The sequence below is a fragment of the Nocardia alni genome, assembly GCF_019038435.1.
GTDB lineage: Bacteria > Actinomycetota > Actinomycetes > Mycobacteriales > Mycobacteriaceae > Nocardia > Nocardia alni.
This window is the reverse complement of record NZ_JAGPOX010000026.1, coordinates 21,296-41,140: the sequence shown is the minus strand read 5'-3', so window position 1 is coordinate 41,140 and position 19,845 is coordinate 21,296. Positions and strand designations below refer to the sequence as shown.

At 66.9% G+C, this 19,845-nt stretch carries 16 protein-coding genes; 9 read left to right on the top strand and 7 right to left on the bottom strand.

Going from position 1 to position 19,845, the window contains the following annotated elements; all coding sequences use genetic code 11:
* Positions 1–85: 85 nt before the first annotated feature.
* On the top strand, positions 86–1,843 hold the full coding sequence (locus JZ791_RS12885; protein WP_308162901.1) for an alpha/beta hydrolase: 1,758 nt from the start codon (positions 86–88) through the stop codon (positions 1,841–1,843).
* A 47-nt stretch (positions 1,844–1,890) separates the two neighbouring features.
* A complete protein-coding gene (locus tag JZ791_RS12880) occupies positions 1,891–2,277 on the top strand; it encodes a sterol carrier family protein (protein ID WP_438804515.1) in 387 nt (128 codons plus the stop codon).
* Positions 2,278–2,353: 76 nt separating this feature from the next.
* Here JZ791_RS12880 and JZ791_RS12875 read toward each other — a convergent pair whose 3' ends face one another.
* Positions 2,354–3,670 (bottom strand): DUF3533 domain-containing protein, encoded by a 1,317-nt coding sequence (locus JZ791_RS12875; RefSeq protein ID WP_308162900.1) that lies wholly within the window; start codon positions 3,668–3,670, stop codon positions 2,354–2,356.
* A 76-nt stretch (positions 3,671–3,746) separates the two neighbouring features.
* Between JZ791_RS12875 and purF the strand changes: the two genes are divergently transcribed.
* The 6 genes from purF to JZ791_RS12845 all read left to right on the top strand — a co-directional run bounded on the left by purF (position 3,747) and on the right by JZ791_RS12845 (position 12,961).
* Positions 3,747–5,402, top strand: coding sequence for an amidophosphoribosyltransferase (gene purF / locus JZ791_RS12870; RefSeq protein WP_438804514.1), 1,656 nt, complete (start codon positions 3,747–3,749; stop codon positions 5,400–5,402).
* A gap of 330 nt (positions 5,403–5,732) precedes the next feature.
* Positions 5,733–7,289, top strand: a complete 1,557-nt coding sequence (locus tag JZ791_RS12865; protein WP_216894532.1) for an ABC transporter substrate-binding protein — start codon at positions 5,733–5,735, stop codon at positions 7,287–7,289.
* Positions 7,290–7,597: 308 nt separating this feature from the next.
* A complete protein-coding gene (locus JZ791_RS12860; protein ID WP_216894531.1) occupies positions 7,598–9,154 on the top strand; it encodes an ABC transporter substrate-binding protein in 1,557 nt (518 codons plus the stop codon).
* The gene (locus JZ791_RS12855; protein WP_216894488.1) at positions 9,151–10,242 is read left to right on the top strand and encodes an ABC transporter permease; all 1,092 of its coding nucleotides are present in this window, start codon (positions 9,151–9,153) and stop codon (positions 10,240–10,242) included. The genes JZ791_RS12860 and JZ791_RS12855 overlap by 4 nt, the downstream gene beginning before the upstream one ends.
* The gene (locus JZ791_RS12850) at positions 10,242–11,246 is read left to right on the top strand and encodes an ABC transporter permease (RefSeq protein ID WP_216894487.1); all 1,005 of its coding nucleotides are present in this window, start codon (positions 10,242–10,244) and stop codon (positions 11,244–11,246) included. Before JZ791_RS12855 ends, JZ791_RS12850 begins: the two co-directional genes overlap by 1 nt.
* Positions 11,243–12,961, top strand: a complete 1,719-nt coding sequence (locus JZ791_RS12845; protein WP_216894486.1) for an ABC transporter ATP-binding protein — start codon at positions 11,243–11,245, stop codon at positions 12,959–12,961. Before JZ791_RS12850 ends, JZ791_RS12845 begins: the two co-directional genes overlap by 4 nt.
* 261 nt (positions 12,962–13,222) lie before the next feature.
* Here JZ791_RS12845 and JZ791_RS12840 read toward each other — a convergent pair whose 3' ends face one another.
* The gene (locus tag JZ791_RS12840; protein ID WP_216894485.1) at positions 13,223–13,831 is read right to left on the bottom strand and encodes a TetR/AcrR family transcriptional regulator; all 609 of its coding nucleotides are present in this window, start codon (positions 13,829–13,831) and stop codon (positions 13,223–13,225) included.
* The gene (locus JZ791_RS12835; protein ID WP_216894484.1) at positions 13,818–14,684 is read right to left on the bottom strand and encodes an alpha/beta fold hydrolase; all 867 of its coding nucleotides are present in this window, start codon (positions 14,682–14,684) and stop codon (positions 13,818–13,820) included. Before JZ791_RS12835 ends, JZ791_RS12840 begins: the two co-directional genes overlap by 14 nt.
* A gap of 276 nt (positions 14,685–14,960) precedes the next feature.
* Between JZ791_RS12835 and purM the strand changes: the two genes are divergently transcribed.
* Positions 14,961–16,058, top strand: coding sequence for a phosphoribosylformylglycinamidine cyclo-ligase (purM, locus tag JZ791_RS12830; RefSeq protein WP_216894483.1), 1,098 nt, complete (start codon positions 14,961–14,963; stop codon positions 16,056–16,058).
* 315 nt (positions 16,059–16,373) lie between these two features.
* Here purM and JZ791_RS12825 read toward each other — a convergent pair whose 3' ends face one another.
* The 4 genes from JZ791_RS12825 to ygfZ form a co-directional block, all read right to left on the bottom strand.
* Positions 16,374–16,595, bottom strand: a complete 222-nt coding sequence (locus tag JZ791_RS12825; protein WP_216894482.1) for a DUF3073 domain-containing protein — start codon at positions 16,593–16,595, stop codon at positions 16,374–16,376.
* A 174-nt stretch (positions 16,596–16,769) separates the two neighbouring features.
* Entirely contained in the window at positions 16,770–17,765 is a 996-nt protein-coding gene (locus JZ791_RS12820; protein WP_216894481.1) for an asparaginase, read from the bottom strand.
* Between the two features lie 213 nt (positions 17,766–17,978).
* Entirely contained in the window at positions 17,979–18,671 is a 693-nt protein-coding gene (locus tag JZ791_RS12815; protein ID WP_216894480.1) for an MOSC domain-containing protein, read from the bottom strand.
* Positions 18,668–19,798 carry a CAF17-like 4Fe-4S cluster assembly/insertion protein YgfZ gene (gene ygfZ / locus JZ791_RS12810; RefSeq protein WP_216894530.1) on the bottom strand — a complete coding sequence of 377 codons (1,131 nt, stop codon included), beginning with the start codon at positions 19,796–19,798 and terminating at the stop codon, positions 18,668–18,670. Before ygfZ ends, JZ791_RS12815 begins: the two co-directional genes overlap by 4 nt.
* Positions 19,799–19,845: the final 47 nt, after the last annotated feature.

The following is a 19,845-nucleotide window of genomic DNA, read 5'->3' as shown; positions in this document are numbered from 1 at the left end:
ACTTATCGCGCGTAGTCACCGTAGTCACCGCTGGCACACCAGTGACATCCCCGAGTTTCGGGGGCATGACGGCCATACTTGGTGGGTGCCCGACACCGCCGAGGCTCCGACCACGCCGCGCTCGCGCGGTATCGTCGCCGTCCGGCGCGGGTCGGAGATACTGCGCCGCATCGAAAAGGACATCATAGGCCTGAACTATGTCGGGCTCGTCGTGGCGACGGTGTTCTTCGCCTGGTCGGTGACGCCCTCGCTGTTACCGCGCGACTGGCTGTTCCAGGGTCTGATCAGCGGTGTGAATGCCGCGATCGGATATGGCGTCGGCTGTGTCTTCGCATGGGCGTTCCGCCGCTGGGTCCGGCCGAAACTGCCGTGGGGCGCGCCGGCGGTGCGGGTGCGGTACGCGGTGAAATTCGCCGTGCTGGCGGTGTGCGTTCTGGTGACCGGATACATGCTGGTGCTCTCGGCCGATTGGCAGCGGCAGATTTACGCGTTGATGGATATGGCGGGCACCACGACCTCCGGATATCTGCGTACCGGCGGGTTGAGTCTGCTGGTGGGCATATTGGCGGTCGGGGTTTACCGGATGCTGCGCTACGTGGTGCGCCTGCTGGCCCGGCTGCTGAGCCGCTGGGTGCGGGTGCCCTCGCAGCTCGCGCCGACCGTGGGCGCGGGAGTGCTGGTGATCCTGGTCGTGACGCTGTTCAACGGCGTGGCCACGCGGGCCTTCTTCGCGGTGGCGAACTCCGCGTTCAGCGTGCGCAACGACAAGGTGACCCGGTACGCGGTGCAGCCGCAGGACCCCGGACGCTCGGGAAGCCCCGCGTCGCTGGCGAAGTGGGACACCCTCGGCTCGGAGGGCCGGTGGTTCGTCTCGCACGGTCCCGACGCCTTCCGGATCAGCGCCGTCACGGGAAAGCCCGCGCTCGAGCCGATCCGGGCATACGTCGGACTCGATTCGACGAAAAGCGGTGAGAGCCAAGAGGATCTTGCGGTCGCCGAACTCGACCGCACGCATGCCTTCGATCGCAAGGTGCTGGTGATCGTCACCACCACCGGCACCGGCTGGGTGAATTCCATGGCCGCCAATGCGATCGAGTACATGTACGGCGGCGACACCGCGATCATCGCCTCGCAGTACTCCTATCTGCCCAGCGTGCTGTCGTTCCTGGCGGACCGGCAGAAGGTGGCGCAGTCGGGGCGCGCGATGTTCGACGCGATCTACCGAACCTGGTCACAGCGCCCGGCGGACGCGCGGCCGAAGCTTCTGGTGTACGGGGAGTCGCTGGGGTCGCAGGGATCCGAGGCGGCCTTCGGCGGAATGGCCGATCTGCGGGACCGGGTGGACGGTGCGCTGTGGGTCGGCCCGCCGAATTCGAACCGCCTGTGGAGTCAGTTCGTCGCCCGCCGTGATCCCGGCTCCCGGCAGGTGGAACCGGTCTACGCCGACGGCTTGGTGGTCCGCTTCGCCGCCGACGCCGCGGATCTGACCAAACCCTCGACGGATTGGCGTCAGCCCCGCATCGCCTACCTCCAGTACGCCTCCGACCCGATCGTGTGGTGGTCCCCGGATCTGATCTTCTCCCAACCGGACTGGCTGTCCGAGCGGCGCGGGCCGGATGTGTCCACGCAGATGCGGTGGTGGCCGTTCGTCACCTTCTGGCAGGTGGCGGCCGATCTCACCAACGCCCAGGGCGTCAGCGACGGCCACGGCCACAACTACGGCAGCCTGGTCCTGGACGGCTGGGCCGCGGTTCTGCCGCCGCCGGACTGGAATCCGGATGTGGAACAACGGATCCGCACGCAGATCGAGCTGGCCGAGGACTTCGAGCGCGCGGTCAAGTGATCCGCGCGCACGCGGCCCTGTCGGTGTCTCCGGTTACCCTCGGCGGTGTGGTGCGACGAGGAGAGGTGGACCCCGCCCGGGTGCGGGTCGCGGTGCTGGCGGTGAGCGAATGGCTGCGCGACGAGTCCGCCCCACCCCCCGCCCGAACCGAATTGGCCGAGGCGGTGCGGGGGACGGCGCGCACGCTGGCGGCCGCGGCTCCGGGCGGCTCGGTGGAGGTCCGGGTGCCGCCGTTCGTGGCGGTGCAGTGCATCGAGGGTCCCCGCCACACGCGAGGCACTCCGCCGAACGTGGTCGAGACAGATCCGCGCACCTGGCTGCTGCTGGCGACGGGCCTGCTGGACTACGCGACGGCCGTCGAGTCCGCCGCGCTCACCATATCGGGTATTCGCGCAGGTGAACTGGCACATTGGCTGCCGCTGATTCCGCTCTGACGCGGACATCGTCGACTGGGTATACGATTTCGGTCGGCAGATCGTTTCTCGGGGGAATCGTTCCGCCGCGCGATGGTTACACAGCCGGCTCGGCGCGGTTCAGCGGTTTGCGCTCGAGTCCCTTGCGGTCATAGAAGCGTGTGATCACCAGGCCCAGAACCACGCCGATGGCCAGCCCCAGCGCGGTCATCCAGAACCCGCGCGACAGGCCCGCCGCGGCGTTGGCGTCGAAGTAGACGATCGAGCGGACCGCCAGGAACACCTGGTGCATCGGCTCGAAGGCGGACAGCCAGCCGAAGTACTTCGGCGTGGCCTCGATCGGGACGGTGCCGCCCGAGGACGGCAGCCCGAGCACGATGAACAGGATCGTGTTCAGGATCAGCCCCGCCGAACCGATCGCGGCGAGGATCGAGATCGCGGTGAATCCGACGGCGATGATCGCGAACGCGCCGTACAGATACAGCGCCAGCGGCCGGGTGATCGTCATGCCCAGTGCCGAGCCGACGCCAAGCAGTACCCCGGAACCGACCAGCGCGGTCACCGCCATGAGCCCCCATTTGAGCAGCAGGGTGCGGACGCGGGTGATCGGAGTGCGCGGGAAGTGCACGAACCACGGCCCGTATTCGGTGGGGATGAAGCCCAGCGAGGAGTCGATCAGGGTGTGGATGATCATCCCCCCGAGCATGCCGACCATCAGCAGCAGCAGTGCGTAGAAGAAGGCGATCAGGCCTTGGCCCGAGCCGCTGGGCAGCGGCCGGAACTGTTCGACCACGATCTGCAGCGGCTGGTTCAGCGTCAGCAGTGCCGCGCCGCTGAGTTGCGAGGTCTGCCCCTTCAGCTGCGTGGTGACCTGCTGCACCAGCTGCTTGCCGACCGTACCGTTCACCTGCGACAGCGCTTGGGCGCCGAATTGCTGGACGACCGAACTCGCGAACGTCCCGGAGCGTGGGTTGGTCTGCAGGGTGATCGTCGGGCGCGAGATGTCGCCGGACACCACGCTGCCTATGCCCAGGATGCCCAGGCGCTTGGTGAAATCGCTCGGGATGATGATCGTGCCGTAGACCTGCCCGGACTCCATCTCCAGCTGCGCCTGGGTGATGCCCAGCTGTCGCAGGTCGAACTGATTGGCGGGCACGGCCTTCATCAAGCCGTCGGTGACCTGGTCGCCGAAGTTGGACCGCTGGTTCTGACCGGGCAGGGTGTCGCCGACATCCTGGTTCACCAGGGCGATCGGGAAGTGGTGCAGATTCTTCTGCGGATCCACGACGTAGTCGAGGTACATCACGCCGAGCAATGCGGCAACAAGTGTTGCCACGACGATCGGCAACACCAGCCGGATCGGGCTCAGGCGCTTGGCATCAACACTGACGTCCGGGGTGTCGGTACTCGCCACGGAGGCACCGTAGCAGCAAACGGCCTGCCATCGGGGTGATCCCGAAGCGGGTTTCGTCCAGGCGACCCGTAGACTGATGGGAGCTACCAGCCCGCCGAACAGGGAGCAAACGGTGACCAACACCGACGTGCCGGTCGAAGACCTCGAGCCACACACGCGCACCCCGGATCAGCCCGAGAACGAGCCCCGCGAGGAGTGCGGCGTCTTCGGTGTCTGGGCTCCGGGCGAGGATGTGGCCAAACTCACCTACTACGGCCTCTATGCCCTGCAGCACCGCGGGCAGGAGGCGGCGGGCATCGCGGTCGCCGACGGTTCGCAGGTGCTGGTGTTCAAGGATCTGGGCCTGGTGAGCCAGGTGTTCGACGAACAGACACTGGCGGCCATGCCGGGTCACGTCGCCATCGGGCACTGCCGCTACTCCACCACCGGCGCGGTGACCTGGGAGAACGCGCAGCCGATCTTCCGTACCACCGCCGTCGGCAGCGGACTGGCACTGGGCCACAACGGAAATCTGGTCAACACCGCCGAATTGGCTTCGCGCGCCCGGGAATTCGGTCTGATCAACCGCGGCCCCGGCTCGGTCGCGGCCACCTCGGACTCGGACGTGATGACGGCGCTGCTGGCGCACGCCGCCGCCGACAAGAGCATCGAGCAGGCCGCGATGGAGCTACTACCCACCCTGCGCGGCGCGTTCTGCCTGACCTTCATGGACGAGCACACCCTCTACGCCGCCCGCGATCCGCATGGGGTGCGCCCGCTGTGCCTGGGCCGGCTGGACCGTGGCTGGGTGGTAGCCAGCGAGACCGCCGCGCTCGATATCGTCGGCGCCTCCTTCGTGCGGGAAATCGAGCCGGGCGAACTGCTGGCCATCGACGCCGACGGGGTGCGTTCGCTGCGCTTCGCCAACCCGGAGCCCAAGGGCTGCATCTTCGAATACGTCTACCTGGCCCGGCCCGACAGCGCGATCTCCGGCCGCTCGGTGCACGCCACCCGCGTCGACATCGGCCGCCGGCTGGCCACCGAACATCCGATCGAGGCCGATCTGGTCATCCCGGTGCCCGAATCGGGCACCCCCGCCGCGGTCGGTTACGCGCAGGGCTCGGGCATCCCGTACGGCCAGGGCCTGATGAAGAACGCCTATGTCGGGCGCACCTTCATCCAGCCCAGTCAAACGATTCGGCAACTGGGTATTCGACTCAAGCTCAATCCGCTGCGCGAGGTCATCCGCGGCAAGCGCCTGGTCGTCGTCGACGACTCGATCGTGCGCGGCAATACGCAGCGCGCGCTGATCCGGATGCTGCGTGAGGCCGGCGCGCTGGAGATCCACGTCCGGATCGCCTCGCCGCCGGTCAAGTGGCCGTGCTTCTACGGCATCGACTTCGCCTCGCGTGCGGAGCTGATCGCCAACGGCGCGGAGGCGGAACCCGCCAAGCTGCCGGGTAATGCGCCCGCGAATCCGTTGGCGCGCAGCGCCTTCGACGAGATGATCGAGAACGTGCGCCGTTCCATCGGCGCCGACAGCCTGGGCTATATCTCCCTCGAGGGCATGGTCGCGGCCACCGAGCAGCCGCGCTCGCGGCTGTGCTGTGCCTGCTTCGACGGCAACTACCCGATTCCGCTGCCCACCGAGGCGGCGATCGGGAAGAATATGCTCGAAGGCATCCTCGGCGGTAAGTCGGAGGCGGAGCTGTTGGGCAATAACGCGAATGCGAGCGCGCTGAGCCGTCCCTGAGCGGCGTCCAACCCTCACTCGTCCGACCATGTGAGCGGTCACCTGTTACTGTGGCACGCCTTCGACCAGGATCTTGTCATGGATTTCGGCTGAACACTGGCTGGAATGACTACCAATTCGTCGGCTTGGCGACCAATTGTTGCGAAACGCAACATATCCGCAACGCACTGGCGGTACTGTCCCGCCAGAGTGAAGTACACCGGCTGCACCCATGTCCGCGATCCGGGCCGGGCGCGCCGCGTTGCGAGATGAGGGATTGTCATGCGGTTAGCGACGACATGGATGTCGGCGGCCCCAGCGGGCCGAATCAAAACTATTGCGGCAGTAGGGATGGCGGGCCTCGCGCTCGTCGCCGTCGCGGGGTGCGGTGCCGGCCGCACCACCGGGGGTGGTGGCGGAACCGGGCTGGTCATCGGCACCACCGACAAGATCTTTTCGCTGGATCCGGCGGCGGCCTACGACCAGGGTTCCTACGTTCCCGAGACGCAGATCTATCAGCACCTGATGAATTTCGCGCCCGGTGCGACCACGCCGACACCGGATGCGGCGCAGCAGTGCAGCTTCACCACACCCACCACCTACAGCTGCACCCTGAAGCCGGGTCTGAAGTTCGCCAACGGCGACCCGCTGACCGCGACCAGTGTCAAGTTCACCTTCGACCGCATGGTGAAGATCAATGATCCGAACGGTCCGGCCTCGCTGCTGGGCAACCTGGATCACACCGACGCCACCAACGACTCCACGGTCGTATTCACCCTCAAGAACCCCAACGACCAGACCTTCCCCCAGGTCCTGGCGACCGAGGCCGGGCCGATCGTCGACGATAAGGTGTTCCCGGCCGACAAACTGCTGGACGACGACGCGGTGGCCAAGAGCAAGGGATACTCGGGCCCTTATACGATCACCAGCTACGACAAGAACAAACTCGTTGAGTACCAGGCGAATCCGGGTTACAACGGCATTCTGGGCAAGCCCAAGACGGCGACGGTGTCGGAGAAGTACTACGCCTCGAGCGACAACCTCAAGCTGGATATCCAGAACGGTAATATCGACGTCGCCTACCGCAGCCTGAGCCCCACCGACCTGGACTCGCTCAGCAAGGACGGCAAGGTGGCCGTGCACTCGGGTGCGGGCGGCGAACTGCGCTACATCGTGTTCAACATGAACACCATGCCGGGCAACAACCCGGACCAGAAGCTGGCGATCCGTAAGGCCGTGGCCTCCAGCATCGACCGGGACGCGTTGGCCGCCCAGGTGTACAAGGGCACGTATCAGCCCGCGTATTCTCCTGTGCCGCAGGGGTACCCGGGTGCGATCGAGCCGTTCAAGACCGTCTACGGGGATAAGCCGAACAAGGACGCCGCGGTCAAATTCCTCTCGGATGCCGGCGTGCAGACACCGGTGACGCTGAACCTGCAATACAACCCGGACCATTACGGCTCGTCCAGCTCCGAGGAGTACGCGGCGATCAAGAACCAGCTCGAATCCACCGGGCTGTTCAAGGTCAACCTGCAGTCCACCGAATGGGTGACCTACAACAAGCAGCGCGTGCAGGACGCCTACCCGGTCTACCAACTGGGCTGGTTCCCGGACTTCCCGGACGCGGACGACTATCTGACCCCGTTCTACGCGCCGAACAACTTCGTGGGCAACCACTTCCAGGATCCGACCATCACCGCGCAGCTGACCGCCGAGGCGACCGAGCCGGACAAGGACAAGCGCCTGGCCATCATCGAGCAGATCCAGACCGAGATGGCGCAGAACTTCATCTCGACCCTGCCGCTGCTGTCGGGTAAGGCGATCGCGGTCTCGACCAAGTCCGTGCAGGGTGTGGACAGCACCCTGGATCCGTCCACCAAGTTTCGCTTCAGCGTGCTGAGCAAGTGACGGTGGCGGCGAAACCTGCCGATCCGCTCAGCCTGATGAAAATAGATTTCCTCGGCTTCCTGCTATGGATTCCGGAGGAGAACTGGCCGGAATGGCTATCGGATAAGCAGATCGACGAACAATTGTTGCTAGCCGCAACATATCCGAAACGGCCTGACAGTAACGTTCCGCCCTATCGAAGTTCACCGTGGCCTACACCGCTCCCCGACCGGGAGCGGTGTGCGCCGCGTTGCGAGATGAGGGTGGTCATGCGGTTTACGGCGACGGGGACTCGTTCGGGTCGGGTCACAACTATTGCGGCGGTGGGAATGGCGGGCTTGGCGCTGTTCGCGGTCGCGGGGTGCGGTGCCGGCCGCACCAACGCGGGCGGCGCGGGCACCGGGCTGGTCCTGGGCACCACGGACAAGATCTTCTCGATCGACCCGGCCGGCTCCTACGACGCGGGCTCGTCCATGGTCGAGGCCCAGATCTATCAGCAGGTGCTGAACTACGCACCGGGCGAGGCCACGCCGAAACCGGATGCCGCACAGCAGTGCTCGTTCACCGGCCCGACGGTCTACACGTGCACGCTGAGGCCCGGGCTGAAGTTCACCAACGGTGATCCGCTGACCGCCGCGAGCGTCAAGTTCTCCTTCGACCGGGTGCAGAAGATCGCCGATCCGAACGGTCCGGTCTCGCTGCTGGGCAACCTGGACCACACCGACGCGCCCAATCCGACGACGGTGGCGTTCATCCTGAAACACCCCGACGACCAGACCTTTTCGGAAATCCTCGCAACTCCGGCGGGGCATATCGTGGACGAGAAGGTGTTCCCGGCCGACAAGGTGCTGGACGACGACGCGGTGGTCAAGGGCAAGGGCTTCTCCGGTCCTTACGGCATCACCAGTTATGACAAGAACAAACTCGTTGAGTACCAGGCGAATCCGGCCTACAACGGCATTCTCGGCACGCCGAAGACCGCGACGGTGTCGGAGAAGTACTACGCCTCGAGCGACAATCTGAAGCTGGACATCCAGAACGGCAATATCGACGTCGCCTACCGCACTCTGAGCCCCACCGATCTGGACTCATTGCGCAAGGACGACAAGGTGACCGTGCACGAGGGGCCCGGTGGCGAGCTGCGCTACATCGTGTTCAACATGAACACGATGCCCGGCGGTACCCCCGAGCAGAAGCTGGCGGTCCGCAAGGCGGTGGCCTCCAGTATCGATCGAGACGCACTGTCCCGCGAGGTCTACAAGGGCCTCTATACGTCCGCGTATTCCTTTGTGCCGCAGGGGTATGCGGGTGCGATCAAACCGTATGCGGATATCTACGGCGCCGGGCCGAACAAGGCCGAGGCGGCCAGATACCTCTCGGATGCCGGCGTGCAGACCCCGGTGCAGATCGACCTGCAGTACAACCCGGACCACTACGGTGCGTCCGGTTCCGAGGAATACGCGGCGATCAAGAATCAGTTGGAGTCGACCGGGATGTTCAGAGTGAATCTGCAATCCACCGAATGGGTGACATACAACAAGGAGCGGGCGAAGGACGCCTACCCGGTGTATCAGCTGGGCTGGTACCCGGACTATCCGGACGCCGACGACTACCTGCTCCCGCTGGTCGGCCCGGACAACTTCCTGCAGAGCCACTTCCAGGATCCGGGCATCGACGCGCAGTTGGTCGCCGAGGAGACCGAGCCGGACAAGGCGAAGCGAATCGCCCTGCTCGAACAGCTCCAGCGGGATCTGGCCGACAAGTTCGTGCCGATCGTGCCGCTGCTGTCGGGCAGATCGGTCGCGGTCGCGGCCAAGGGTGTGCACGGTGTCGACTCCACGCTGGACCTGGCGGACGAGTTCCGCTTCAGCGTGCTGAGCAAATGACGGCGGCGAGCACCGAGCAGGAGCAGGCTCCTGTCACCCCGGCAGTGCCGCGCCGCGGCGGATCTCGCTACGGCGCGCTGCTGCGCTATCTGGGTGTGCGCCTGCTGCTGATCATCCCGACGGCCTGGATCCTGGTCACCGTCGTCTTCTTCCTGATGCGGGTCGTGGGCGACCCGATCAGCGCCGCGCTGGGCGGGCGGCTGCCACCGGATCAGATCGCCGCGCGCAAACACGCGGCCGGGTTCGATCGGCCCATCCTGACCCAGTACTGGGAGTACATCTCCGGGCTGGCACGCGGGGATTTCGGTCGCTCCCAGGACAATGTGGCGATCAGCCACGTCATCGCCAGCTATGGCGCGGCCACGCTGGAGCTGGTGGTCTGGGCGCTGATCGTGGCCTTCGCGGTCGGGATCCCGCTGGGCCGGGTGGCCGCCAAGCGCCGGGACAAGGCCTCGGACGTGGGGTTGCGGCTGTTCGCGATCCTGGCCTACGCCGCGCCGGTGTTCTTCGTGGGCCTGCTGCTCAAGCTGGTGTTCGCGGTGAAACTGGGCTGGCTGCCGGTGGCGGGCCGGGCCAGTACCAATGTCGAGCTCGCGCTGCAGAACGTCTCGCCGAAGACCAATATCCTGATCATCGACGCGATCCTGTACGGCGACGACGGATACATCCTCGATGTGCTGAAACACGCTGTGCTGCCCGCGATCACGCTGGGACTGCTGACAGCGGGCATCTTCCTGCGGCTGGTGCGGATAAACCTGATCCAGACCCTTCGCAGCGATTTCGTCGACGCCGCGCGGGCGCGCGGGCTGTCGGATCGGGTGGTGACCGGGCGACATGCGTTCCGCAACGCCATGATTCCGATCGTCACCGTGGTCGGCATGCAGATCGCGATGATGCTCGGCGGCGCGATACTCACCGAGATCACCTTCGAGTGGAAGGGGCTGGGGTACCAGTTGGCACAGTATCTGCAGGCCCGTGATTTCGTCGCGGTGCAGGGGATCGTGGCCTTCCTGGCGCTGATCGTCGCCGTGGTGAGCTTTCTGGTGGATGTCGTTGTCGCCCTGATCGATCCGAGGGTGAGGTTCTGATGACCACGGAATTGCTGGCCGAACCCGCCGTCGTCCCGGCGATACCGCGCCGGGGCATACCCGGGTTGCGGCTGTTCTCGCTGACCTCGGGGTTGCAGCGGGCGACGCTGATCTTCGGCCTCGCGCTGATCGGGCTGTTCATCCTCGTCGCGGTGTTCGCACCGCTCATCGCGCCGTACGGATTCGCCCAGATCTCCTCGCACGGCGTGGATTTCGTGCGGCAGCAGGCGCCCTCGGCGCAGCACCTGTTCGGCACCTCGGTGCGCGGGGAGGACGTGTTCTCCCGGGTGGTGTACGGGGCGCGCACGGCGTTGCTGGTCATCGTGATCTCGCTGGTGCTGTCGCTGTTCGTCGGTGTGCCACTGGGTTTGGTGTCCGGCTACGTCGGCGGCTGGCTGGATCGGGTGCTGGTGCTGTTCATGGACGCCATCTACGCCTTCCCGACGCTGCTGCTGGCGATCGTGGTCTCGATCGTGGTGGCGGGCGGCAACTCGTCGAGTCTGGGCGGCATGCTGTCGGCGGCCGTGGCGATCACGGTTATTTATGTGCCGCAATACTTTCGCGTTGTCCGCAACGCGACGGTGGCGGTGAAGACCGAACCCTACGTCGACGCCGCCCGCGTGACGGGCGCGTCGATCGGGCGAATCCTGTTCCGGCACATATTCCCCAACGTCACGCAGTCGTTGCCGGTGATTCTCACCCTCAACGGCTCGGATGCGATCCTGACGCTGGCCGCGCTCGGATTCCTCGGCTACGGCATCGAGCCCACCCAGGCCGCCGAATGGGGATACGACCTGAACAAGGCCCTCGCCGACGTCTCCGACGGCATCTGGTGGACCGGTGTATTCCCCGGCGTCGCAATCGTTCTCGTGGTACTCGGGATGACGCTGGTGGGCGAGAGCCTGAACGAGGTGCTCAACCCGTTGCTGCGCACCCGCCGGGCCGCTACGGGCGGTCCGAGTACCGACGGGGATAACGCCGAGGCGGCGGGAGAGCAAGGATGAGCGAAGCAGTGAAGGGCGCCACCGCGCTGTCGATCGAATCCCTGTCGGTGACCTTCGCGACCGACGCGGGTACGGTGAACGCCGTCGACGACGTCTCGTACGAGGTGTATCCGGGCGAGGTCCTGGCCATCGTGGGCGAGTCGGGTTCGGGGAAGTCGGTGAGTTCGCGGACCGCGATAGGTCTGCTGCCCAAGACCGCACGGGTGCGCGGCCTGGTCACCGTCGGCTCCCACACGATCACCTCGATGTCGGAGAAGCAGCTGACCGCGCTGCGCGGCGGCGAGATCTCGATGGTGTTCCAGGAGCCGGGCTCGGCGCTCGATCCGCTGTTCACCGTGGGCTTCCAAATCTGCGAGGCCCTGCGCGCACATACGAAATTGAGCCGTAAGTCCGCGAAAACCCGTGCGGTGGAACTACTTCGGATGGTCGGCCTGCCCGATCCGGAACACCGGGTGAACTTCTATCCGCATCAGCTCTCCGGCGGGCAGAAGCAGCGCGTGATGATCGCGATCGCCATCGCGTGCGAGCCCAAGGTGATCATCGCCGACGAGCCCACCACGGCCCTGGACGTCACCGTGCAGGCCGAGATCCTGGAGCTGCTGCGGGATCTGCGCGATCGGATCGGCAGCGCCATCGTGCTGATCACGCACAATATGGGCGTGGTGGCCGATCTCGCCGACCGCGTGGTGGTGATGCGCGACGGGCATGTCGTGGAAACGGCCCCGGTACACGATCTGTTCGCCGCACCGCGCGAGCAGTACACCCGCGACCTGCTCGCAGCGGTGCCGCATCTGGGCGCGGGGCTGGATACCGCGTCGTCGGATGCTCCACAGGAAGATTCGCTGCCGACCGCGGCAACGGCAGGTGAGCCCGCAACCGCGGAGACGGTTCTCGAGGTCGTGGATCTGGTCGTGGAATTCGCCGGGGCGCTGGGGCGTTCGTCGTTCCGCGCGGTCGATTCGGTGAGTCTGACGATCGCGCGGGGCGAAACCCTGGGACTGGTCGGGGAATCCGGCTCGGGCAAGACGACGATAGGCCGGTGCGTCGCCGGGTTGCAGCGGGCGTCCTCGGGCATCGTGCGGATCGAGGGGCAGGATCTGACCGGCCTGTCCGAGCGCAAACTGCGTCCGGTGCGCAAGCGTCTGGGCTTCGTATTCCAGGATCCGGCAACGTCGTTGAATCCGCGCCTGACCGTCGGCCAGTGCGTCGCCGAGCCCCTGGTGGTCCATCGAGCGGCCAACGGCGAGGCCCTGCGCTCGCGAGTACGCAGCCTGCTGGACGCGGTGCAACTGCCCGCGGGCGCCGAGGATCGCTATCCGCACGAGCTGTCCGGCGGCCAGCGCCAACGGGCCAGCCTCGCACGGGCACTGGTCCTCAACCCGGACCTGCTGATCGCGGACGAGCCCACCAGCGCCCTGGACGTCTCGGTACAGGCCACCGTGCTCGAGCTGTTCGCCGACCTGCAGCGAGAATTCGGCTGGGCGTGCCTGTTCATCAGCCACGACCTGGCCGTGGTGGATCAGCTGGCCGGACGAATCATGGTGCTGCGCAATGGTTCCGTGGTCGAGCAGGGGACCCGCGACGAGATCCTGCGCCACCCGGAGCAGGAGTACACCCAGCGCCTGGTCGCGGCCGTCCCGGTCCCCGATCCTGTCGAACAACGTCGCCGCCGCGAGGCGTCGGCCGCGCTGTTCGCCGCCGACCACAGCGGATAGCCGAATACGGAACGACGCGGAGTCGGTCCGAGCGCTCGGTCTCGCCGAACCGATGGTCCAGTGCTACCTGGATGCATATTGCCCGCCGCGACTACACCGTAATGCTCGAATGCGGGGACCGTGGTCTCACGCCCGAGAGTTCGAGAACTTCGACCACTCCGGTCCAGGACCGAGACCGGCAGCAGGACGATGCTGGGTGCGCGCCGTGAGGTAACTGATCTCTGGGCCCGTGGCCGAGGGGCCGGACCCCGGCGACTCCCCTCAGGCGGGCGGGCGCAACAGGCCGCCGACCATCAGCAGCAGGCACTGCTCGGCCTCGGCGCGCATGGCGTCCGGATCCTCGGCGTGCGCGACGAGCATGCCCGCCTCGGTCACCGCGGACAGGATCAGGTGTGACAGCACGCGCACGGGAGCCTCGACGGTCACCCCGGCCGCGGCGGCGCTCTCGAAGACGGTGGTGATCAGCCCGAGGCCGTGACGGCCCTCCATCTCGCGCCAGCCCTCCCAGCCCAGTACGGCGGGTGCATCGGCCATCACGATCCGCACCGTTTCGGGGCGAGCGCTGATGTCCAGGAAGGTGCGCAGCCCAGCCGCCATCGCGGCCAGGATGTCCGTCGGATCCGGCAGGGCCGCCACGGCCTGGGTGATCTCGGCGGTGTTGTCGGCCTCCAGCTGTTCGACCACGGCCACGAACAGCCCTCTCTTATCGCCGTAGTGGTGGTGCAGAGCCCCCCGGGTGACCCCCGCTTCGGCCACGATCTCCTCGGCCGACACACCCGCGTAACCGCGCTCGGCGAACAATCGGCGACCGACCTGCTCGAGCGCCGTTCGGGTGGCGCGGGACCTGTCCTCCTGACTACGGCGTGGCATGCAGCCGAGTGAACTCCACGATCATCTCGGTGAGCAACTCGGGCTGATCCTCGGGAATGAAGGCGAACGAGTCGTCGATCGTCCGCAGGGTCGCGTTGGGCAGATCGGCCACCAGGCGCTGGGCGAACGAGAGCGGGAAGGCTTTGTCCTCGCTCGCCCAGACCAGCAGCACGGGCAGATCCAGCGTCGGGAACTGTTCCGCGGCCGCGAGGGTATGCCGCTTGTGCACACCGCGCAGGAACCGGCGCAGGTCGGCGCGAATGCCCGCGGATTTGCGACTGGGCAGCAGATACGAGTCCACGATCTCGGCCGGCGGGTGGCGCTTGGCCACCAGGCCGAAGGCGATCGGCAGCCGCTGGGCGGGCCGAATGACCATCGAGGCGACCATCAGGCGCAGGAATCCCGGAATCGCGACGAGCCGGGGCAGCGGCGTGAACGGCTGCGGGAAGAACTCGTCGTAGGCGTCGCAGTCCGTGAGCACCACGCGCTCGATCCGGGACCGGTTGCGCGTCAACAGGATCTGCGTGATCGCCCCACCGGTGTCGTTGGCCACCAGGGTCACGTCGTGTAGATCCAGCCGGTCCAGGAAGGCCGCGATCAGATCGGCCGCGCCGGTCGGGGACAGGTCCGCGCCCGGCACCGGAATCGAATGCGCGCCGAAGGGCCAGTCCGGCGCGATACAGCGATGCCCAGCGGCCGCCACGCCGGGCGCCACCTTGCGCCACAGATCGGCGTTCACGAGCAGCCCGTGCACGAAGACCACCGGGCTCCCGGATCCGGTCTCGTGGTAGCGAATTCGCCCGCCGGGCAGCTCGACTTCGTTGATCGGGCCGAGTGCGCTGCTCGTTGCCATGGTGTGCTCCCTGCGATCGATGTCCGAGTGTGTGCGTTGTGCGTCCAGACTTACAAACATACGGTATGTATGTCAATAGCTCCGGCGCTGCGCAGGGCGTACGGGCGGCGAAGTCGGGACACGCCGGGCCTGCGGTAAGGGTCCTGGACAGCGGCGTCACCGGAATGAGGAAGATTTGTAGAAGCACCAAGCCAATACCGGTGCAGTGTCGTAACCGGACTCCGGTAGCGTGATCAGGCATCTATCCGCCTGATCGGTTTGGAGCTTTCCCCGAAAATGACTGAGCAGACCCCGAGTGGTGCCGGTGTGGACGGCCTGGGCGGCGCCTCGTACGCCGCCGCGGGCGTGGATATCGAGGCGGGTGACCGCGCGGTCGAGTTGTTCGCACCCCTGGCCCGCAAGGCCACTCGGCCCGAGGTGCAGGGCGGGCTCGGCGGTTTCGCCGGGCTGTTCGCGCTCAAGGGCGGTTACACCGAACCGGTTCTGGCCTCCTCCACCGACGGCGTCGGCACCAAGCTCGCGGTCGCGCAGGCCCTGGACAAACACGACACCGTCGGCCTGGATCTGGTCGCGATGGTCGTGGACGATCTGGTGGTCTGCGGCGCCGAGCCGCTGTTCCTGCAGGATTACATCGCCGTCGGCAAGGTCGTGCCCGAACGGGTCGCCCAGATCGTGTCCGGCATCGCCGAGGGGTGCATCCAGGCGGGCTGCGCGCTGCTGGGTGGCGAGACGGCCGAACACCCCGGCCTGATGGGGGACGACCACTACGACATCTCCGCCACCGGCGTCGGTGTCGTCGAGGCCGATCAGGTGCTCGGACCCGAGCGGGTCCGGCCGGGCGACGTGGTGATCGCCATGGGCTCCACGGGTCTGCACTCCAACGGCTACAGCCTCGCTCGCAAGGTGCTGCTGGATATCGACCGGATGTCGCTGACCGGGCATGTCGAGGAGTTCGGCCGCACCCTGGGCGAGGAACTGCTCGAGCCGACCCGGATCTACGCGAAGGACTGCCTGGCCCTGGTCGCCGAGACCGAGGTGCGCACCTTCGCACACGTGACCGGCGGCGGTCTGGCCGGGAACCTGTCCCGGGTGATACCCGCCGGCCTTCTCGCCGAACTCGATCGAGGCACCTGGAATCCGGACCCGATCTTCAAGCTGATCGCCCAGCGCGGCCGGGTCGAGCGCGTCGAGATGGAGAAGACCTTCAACATGGGCGTCGGCATGGTCGCCGTGGTCGCTCCTGAGGATGCCGACCGCGCCCAGGCCGTCCTCACGGCCCGCCACATCACCTGCTGGACCCTGGGCACGGTCAAGAAGGCCAAGGACGCCGACGCCGATCGTGTCGTCCTGCTCGGTGAGCACCAGCGCTTCTGAGAGTTCGTTTCGCACAACGGGTCCCCGCGGTGTCATTCCGCGGGGACCCATTGTGCGTTTCGGCGCACCGTTATCGAAAATTGACCGGATGTCCTACTCGTCCAATTGATTTGGAGGAATAGGACATCCGGTCTATTCGATAGTGGGTGGCGCCCACTGTGCACACAGCAAAAATGCACCGAGGTCCCGTTGGCACGGGACGCCGATGCGGTGAGTCTTCAGCGTGTGATTCGGACCCTCGACCTGGATCGGACCTCATATCGACGTGTGAAGGGGGAGGCCACCACGGCCTCCCCCTTCACACGTCGATCAGGGTCAGCGACGCCAGCTGTCGTGGTCGTCTTCTGTGTCGTCTTTGTTCCAACGGGACGACACATCGTCGTCGTGCTCGTCGGATATGACGTCACGGTGCGGGCTGCGGGAATGTTCCTGCCCCGACAACTCGCGCTGAAGGCTCGTGAAGTCGGTCGATGGCGAGCTGTACTTGAGCTCACGTGCGACCTTGGTCTGCTTTGCCTTAGCCCGGCCACGGCCCATGGCTCTGACCCCCTCACGTCACTGCGGAGCGGCCTGGGGTTTTTGGCGGCCCCGTTCGAATTAATACTCTTCCTGACAGACACTCTAGCGTGTGTCCGGCGCTTGCGCTTCCAGGAGTGGGTGATGACTCCGGAAGTAGCCGTGTTTGCCGGGTTGTCGCCCTCGGAACGGGGGTTATCCGAGCAATCCCGGGATCGCGCGGATGATGCCGACCCGTGCTCCGCCGCCGAGTACCGCGGGGGTGCCCAGGTCGGCGTGTGCTTCGGTCCATTCGACACCCATCCGACGAAGTATTGCCTGCGTCAGGGGCATGCGGGCGCGGTCGTGGCCATCGTCGATCTTGTACGCGAAGGCACGGCCGTCGGGCAGCGCACCGGCGTGCACGCCGTCGGCGCCGATCTTGCAGACCAGTCCGGGGGTTGCCGTCATGGTCAGCAGGTCCGGGCCGTCCGTGCCGGAAATCACTCGCGGATTGGCTCGAATCGCATCGGCGACACGGCGTTGCGGCGTCCCGGGCGTGCCGGTCGCCATCGCCGCGTAGGCGCGGGCGAGATTCACCAGCGACACCGGAACGATGGGCAGGCCGCAGCCGTCGATGCCCAGATCGGTCTCCGGCTCCCCGGTGATGTCGGCGATCGTCGCGCATACCGCCTGCTGCAGCGGATGTGCGGAGTCCAGGTAGCCGGTCGTGGGCCAGTCGTTGATCAGGCAGGTGGCGAGCATGGCGGCGTGTTTGCCCGAGCAGTTCATGTAGATCCGGCGTGCGGCCTCGGCGCGGCTGTATCCACTGTTCGCTCGCTGCGCTCGCTCGTGCCCGGCCAGCGCCTGAGCGCGGGCCTGCTCCTCGGACGGCAGGTCCGGCGGGCATTCGAGCTGCTTCTCGGTCAGGCCGAACCGGTCCAGCAGCCGCTGCACCAGCGCGATGTGATCCGGCTCGCCGAAGTGTGAGGCCGTGGCGATGGCCAGCTCGGCGTCGTCGATCGGTTCGAAACCGTTGCGCAGCATGGTGATCGCCTGCATCGGCTTATTGGTCGAGCGCGGGAAGATCGGCAGGTGCACCTCGCCGAGCGTGACATCGGGCTCGCCGTCGCGGTCCAGGATCACCAGTGAGCCGCGGTGTACGCACTCCCGAAAACCGGACCGCACAACCTCCACCAACTCGGCACTCACGACTGCGCCTCGCTGGCGCTCGGCTCCATCGTGAGCGAAGCACGCTGTGCCCACGGTTCGTTCCGCTGCGCTCCACTCACGACTGCGCCTCGCTGGCGCTCGGCTCCATCGTGAGCGAAGCACGCTGTGCCCACGGTTCGTTCCGCTGCGCTCCACTCACGACATCCACCGTAACGGGTTACCGCATTCGCCGCCCGGCGTGCGCCGCCGAACCTACGATCCGACTCGCTCGGCCCGGCGCGCATGTCGCGCGATCTGTATCCGGACATCGTCGGAGATCGTCGGCTCCGCCGCGAGCAGCAGTTGCAGGCGTGCCGGATCGTGGCCGGTGAACAAGTCGCGCACGGTGACGCCGTGCTCGGGCACGTATTCGATGCGCACCTCGTCGCCCGCGCCGATCGTGCCCTCCGACAGAACCCGCAGGTAAGCGCCGGTATCGCCCTGCTGGGTGAACCGCTTGACCCAGTGCGCCTCGCCGGTCCAATGCTGGAAGGTGGCACAGGGCACGCGCGGCGCGGACACCTCCAGTACCACCTCGCCGATCCGCCAGTGCTCGCCGAGGACCGCGTCGCTGACCGGCAGCCCCTCGATCCGTAGATTCTCGCCGAACCAGCCCGGGCGGAGCCCGTCCGCCCCAGCCGGCCCACCGTCCCCCTGGGGAACTCGGCCCAGCCGCTCAGCCCAGCGCCGCGCGTCCTGTTCGGCATACGCGTAGACGGCCTGGTGGACGCCGCCGTGATTGACCGGATCGCAGACGTGGTCACCCTCGACGCCGAGGTACCGCACCGCGACCCGCCCGGACACCGGGCGCTTGTCGATCGCCGTGCGGCCGACCTTGCTGACCTTCGGCGGATATTCGAGTTCGGCGTGCACGACGCAGACCGCGAGCACCCGGCCGGTGTTCATCGCCCGCGCAGCCGTTCCACCGCGAGGCGCCCGGCCTGCGGTCCGTCATCCCCGGGGACGGAGTCCGGGTCGATGGCCGCGGCCATCGGGCCCGCCTCGAGTTTCGCGTCCACCGGCACGGTGCGCTTGATCAGCGCCAGGGCGATCGGACCCAGCTCGTAGTGGTCCACCAGCGTGCCGAGCCGACCCACCGCCCGCCCGTCCGCGGTCACCGGATCGCCCGTGGCCGGGCGGGCGTCGGCGGAGCCGTCCAGATGCAGCAGCACCAGGCGCCGGGGCGGCTTGCCGAGGTTGTGCACGCGCGCGACGGTCTCCTGACCGCGGTAGCAGCCCTTGTTCAAATGCACCGCACCGTATTCGGTGATGTCGCCGATCCAGTGGGCCTCGTGCGGAATCGTGCGGTCGTCGGTATCGGCGCCGATACGCGGGCGCAGCGCCGCCACCCGCAGCGCCTCGTACGCCCACAGGCCGGCCGGCGCCGCACCGGCGGCGGTCAACCGCGACCACAGCTCGCCCAGAGCGGCGCGCGGGACGAGCAGATCGAAGCTGTCGCCGGTCGGCCAGGGCATCCGGCGCAGGAATCCGCCGCCGGACAGCGGCGCCGCGGCATAGACCCGCTGCGGCAACTGCTCGACGCCCAAGGCCTCGGTCAGCTCGGCGGCGCGCGGGCCGAGTAGGCTCAGCACCGCGTGATCGGGGGCGGCCTGCGGGTGCGCGTCGGCCCAGAACACCATCTTGCGCAGATAGTCCAGCAGTGCCGGGCCGCGTTCGCCCTCGGTGTCGATCCACAGCGTGCCGTCCAGATCGGTGAGCACGAAATGGTGTTGCACCCGGCCGTTGAGGTCCAGGTCCAGATTCTCCGCGGACTCGCCGTCGCGTAGCTCGGAGATGTGCTGGCTGGAGATGGTGTGCAACCAGCTCAGGCGTTCGGCGCCGGTGAGGGAGATGACGAAGCGATGGGAGCGGTCGACCACGGCCGCGCGCTCGACAGCGGCGCGCTGCTCACCGAACGGATCCCCGTAATGCCAGGCGACGGCGGCATCGGGAGTTTCGGATGGTCCCGCGACGGCCCCTTCGATGCTCAGTAGCGGACTGGGCGGCAGATCCACAGACACATGATCCACAATAGGCGAGTAATTCGCTCAGGCTCCGTTCGGTACGCCGCCGGCCCGGT

Bases quoted from the DNA above. Each gene is read 5' to 3' on its own strand.
- JZ791_RS12860 (WP_216894531.1), top strand. From the start codon at position 7,598: ATGGCGGGCTTGGCGCTGTTCGCGGTCGCGGGGTGCGGTGCCGGCCGC.
- JZ791_RS12845 (WP_216894486.1), top strand. From the start codon at position 11,243: ATGAGCGAAGCAGTGAAGGGCGCCACCGCGCTGTCGATCGAATCCCTG.
- JZ791_RS12865 (WP_216894532.1), top strand. From the start codon at position 5,733: ATGGCGGGCCTCGCGCTCGTCGCCGTCGCGGGGTGCGGTGCCGGCCGC.
- JZ791_RS12835 (WP_216894484.1), bottom strand. From the start codon at position 14,684: ATGGCAACGAGCAGCGCACTCGGCCCGATCAACGAAGTCGAGCTGCCC.
- JZ791_RS12855 (WP_216894488.1), top strand. From the start codon at position 9,151: ATGACGGCGGCGAGCACCGAGCAGGAGCAGGCTCCTGTCACCCCGGCA.
- purF (WP_438804514.1), top strand. From the start codon at position 3,747: ATGGGAGCTACCAGCCCGCCGAACAGGGAGCAAACGGTGACCAACACC.
- JZ791_RS12850 (WP_216894487.1), top strand. From the start codon at position 10,242: ATGACCACGGAATTGCTGGCCGAACCCGCCGTCGTCCCGGCGATACCG.
- purM (WP_216894483.1), top strand. From the start codon at position 14,961: ATGACTGAGCAGACCCCGAGTGGTGCCGGTGTGGACGGCCTGGGCGGC.
- JZ791_RS12825 (WP_216894482.1), bottom strand. From the start codon at position 16,595: ATGGGCCGTGGCCGGGCTAAGGCAAAGCAGACCAAGGTCGCACGTGAG.
- JZ791_RS12840 (WP_216894485.1), bottom strand. From the start codon at position 13,831: ATGCCACGCCGTAGTCAGGAGGACAGGTCCCGCGCCACCCGAACGGCG.
- JZ791_RS12815 (WP_216894480.1), bottom strand. From the start codon at position 18,671: ATGAACACCGGCCGGGTGCTCGCGGTCTGCGTCGTGCACGCCGAACTC.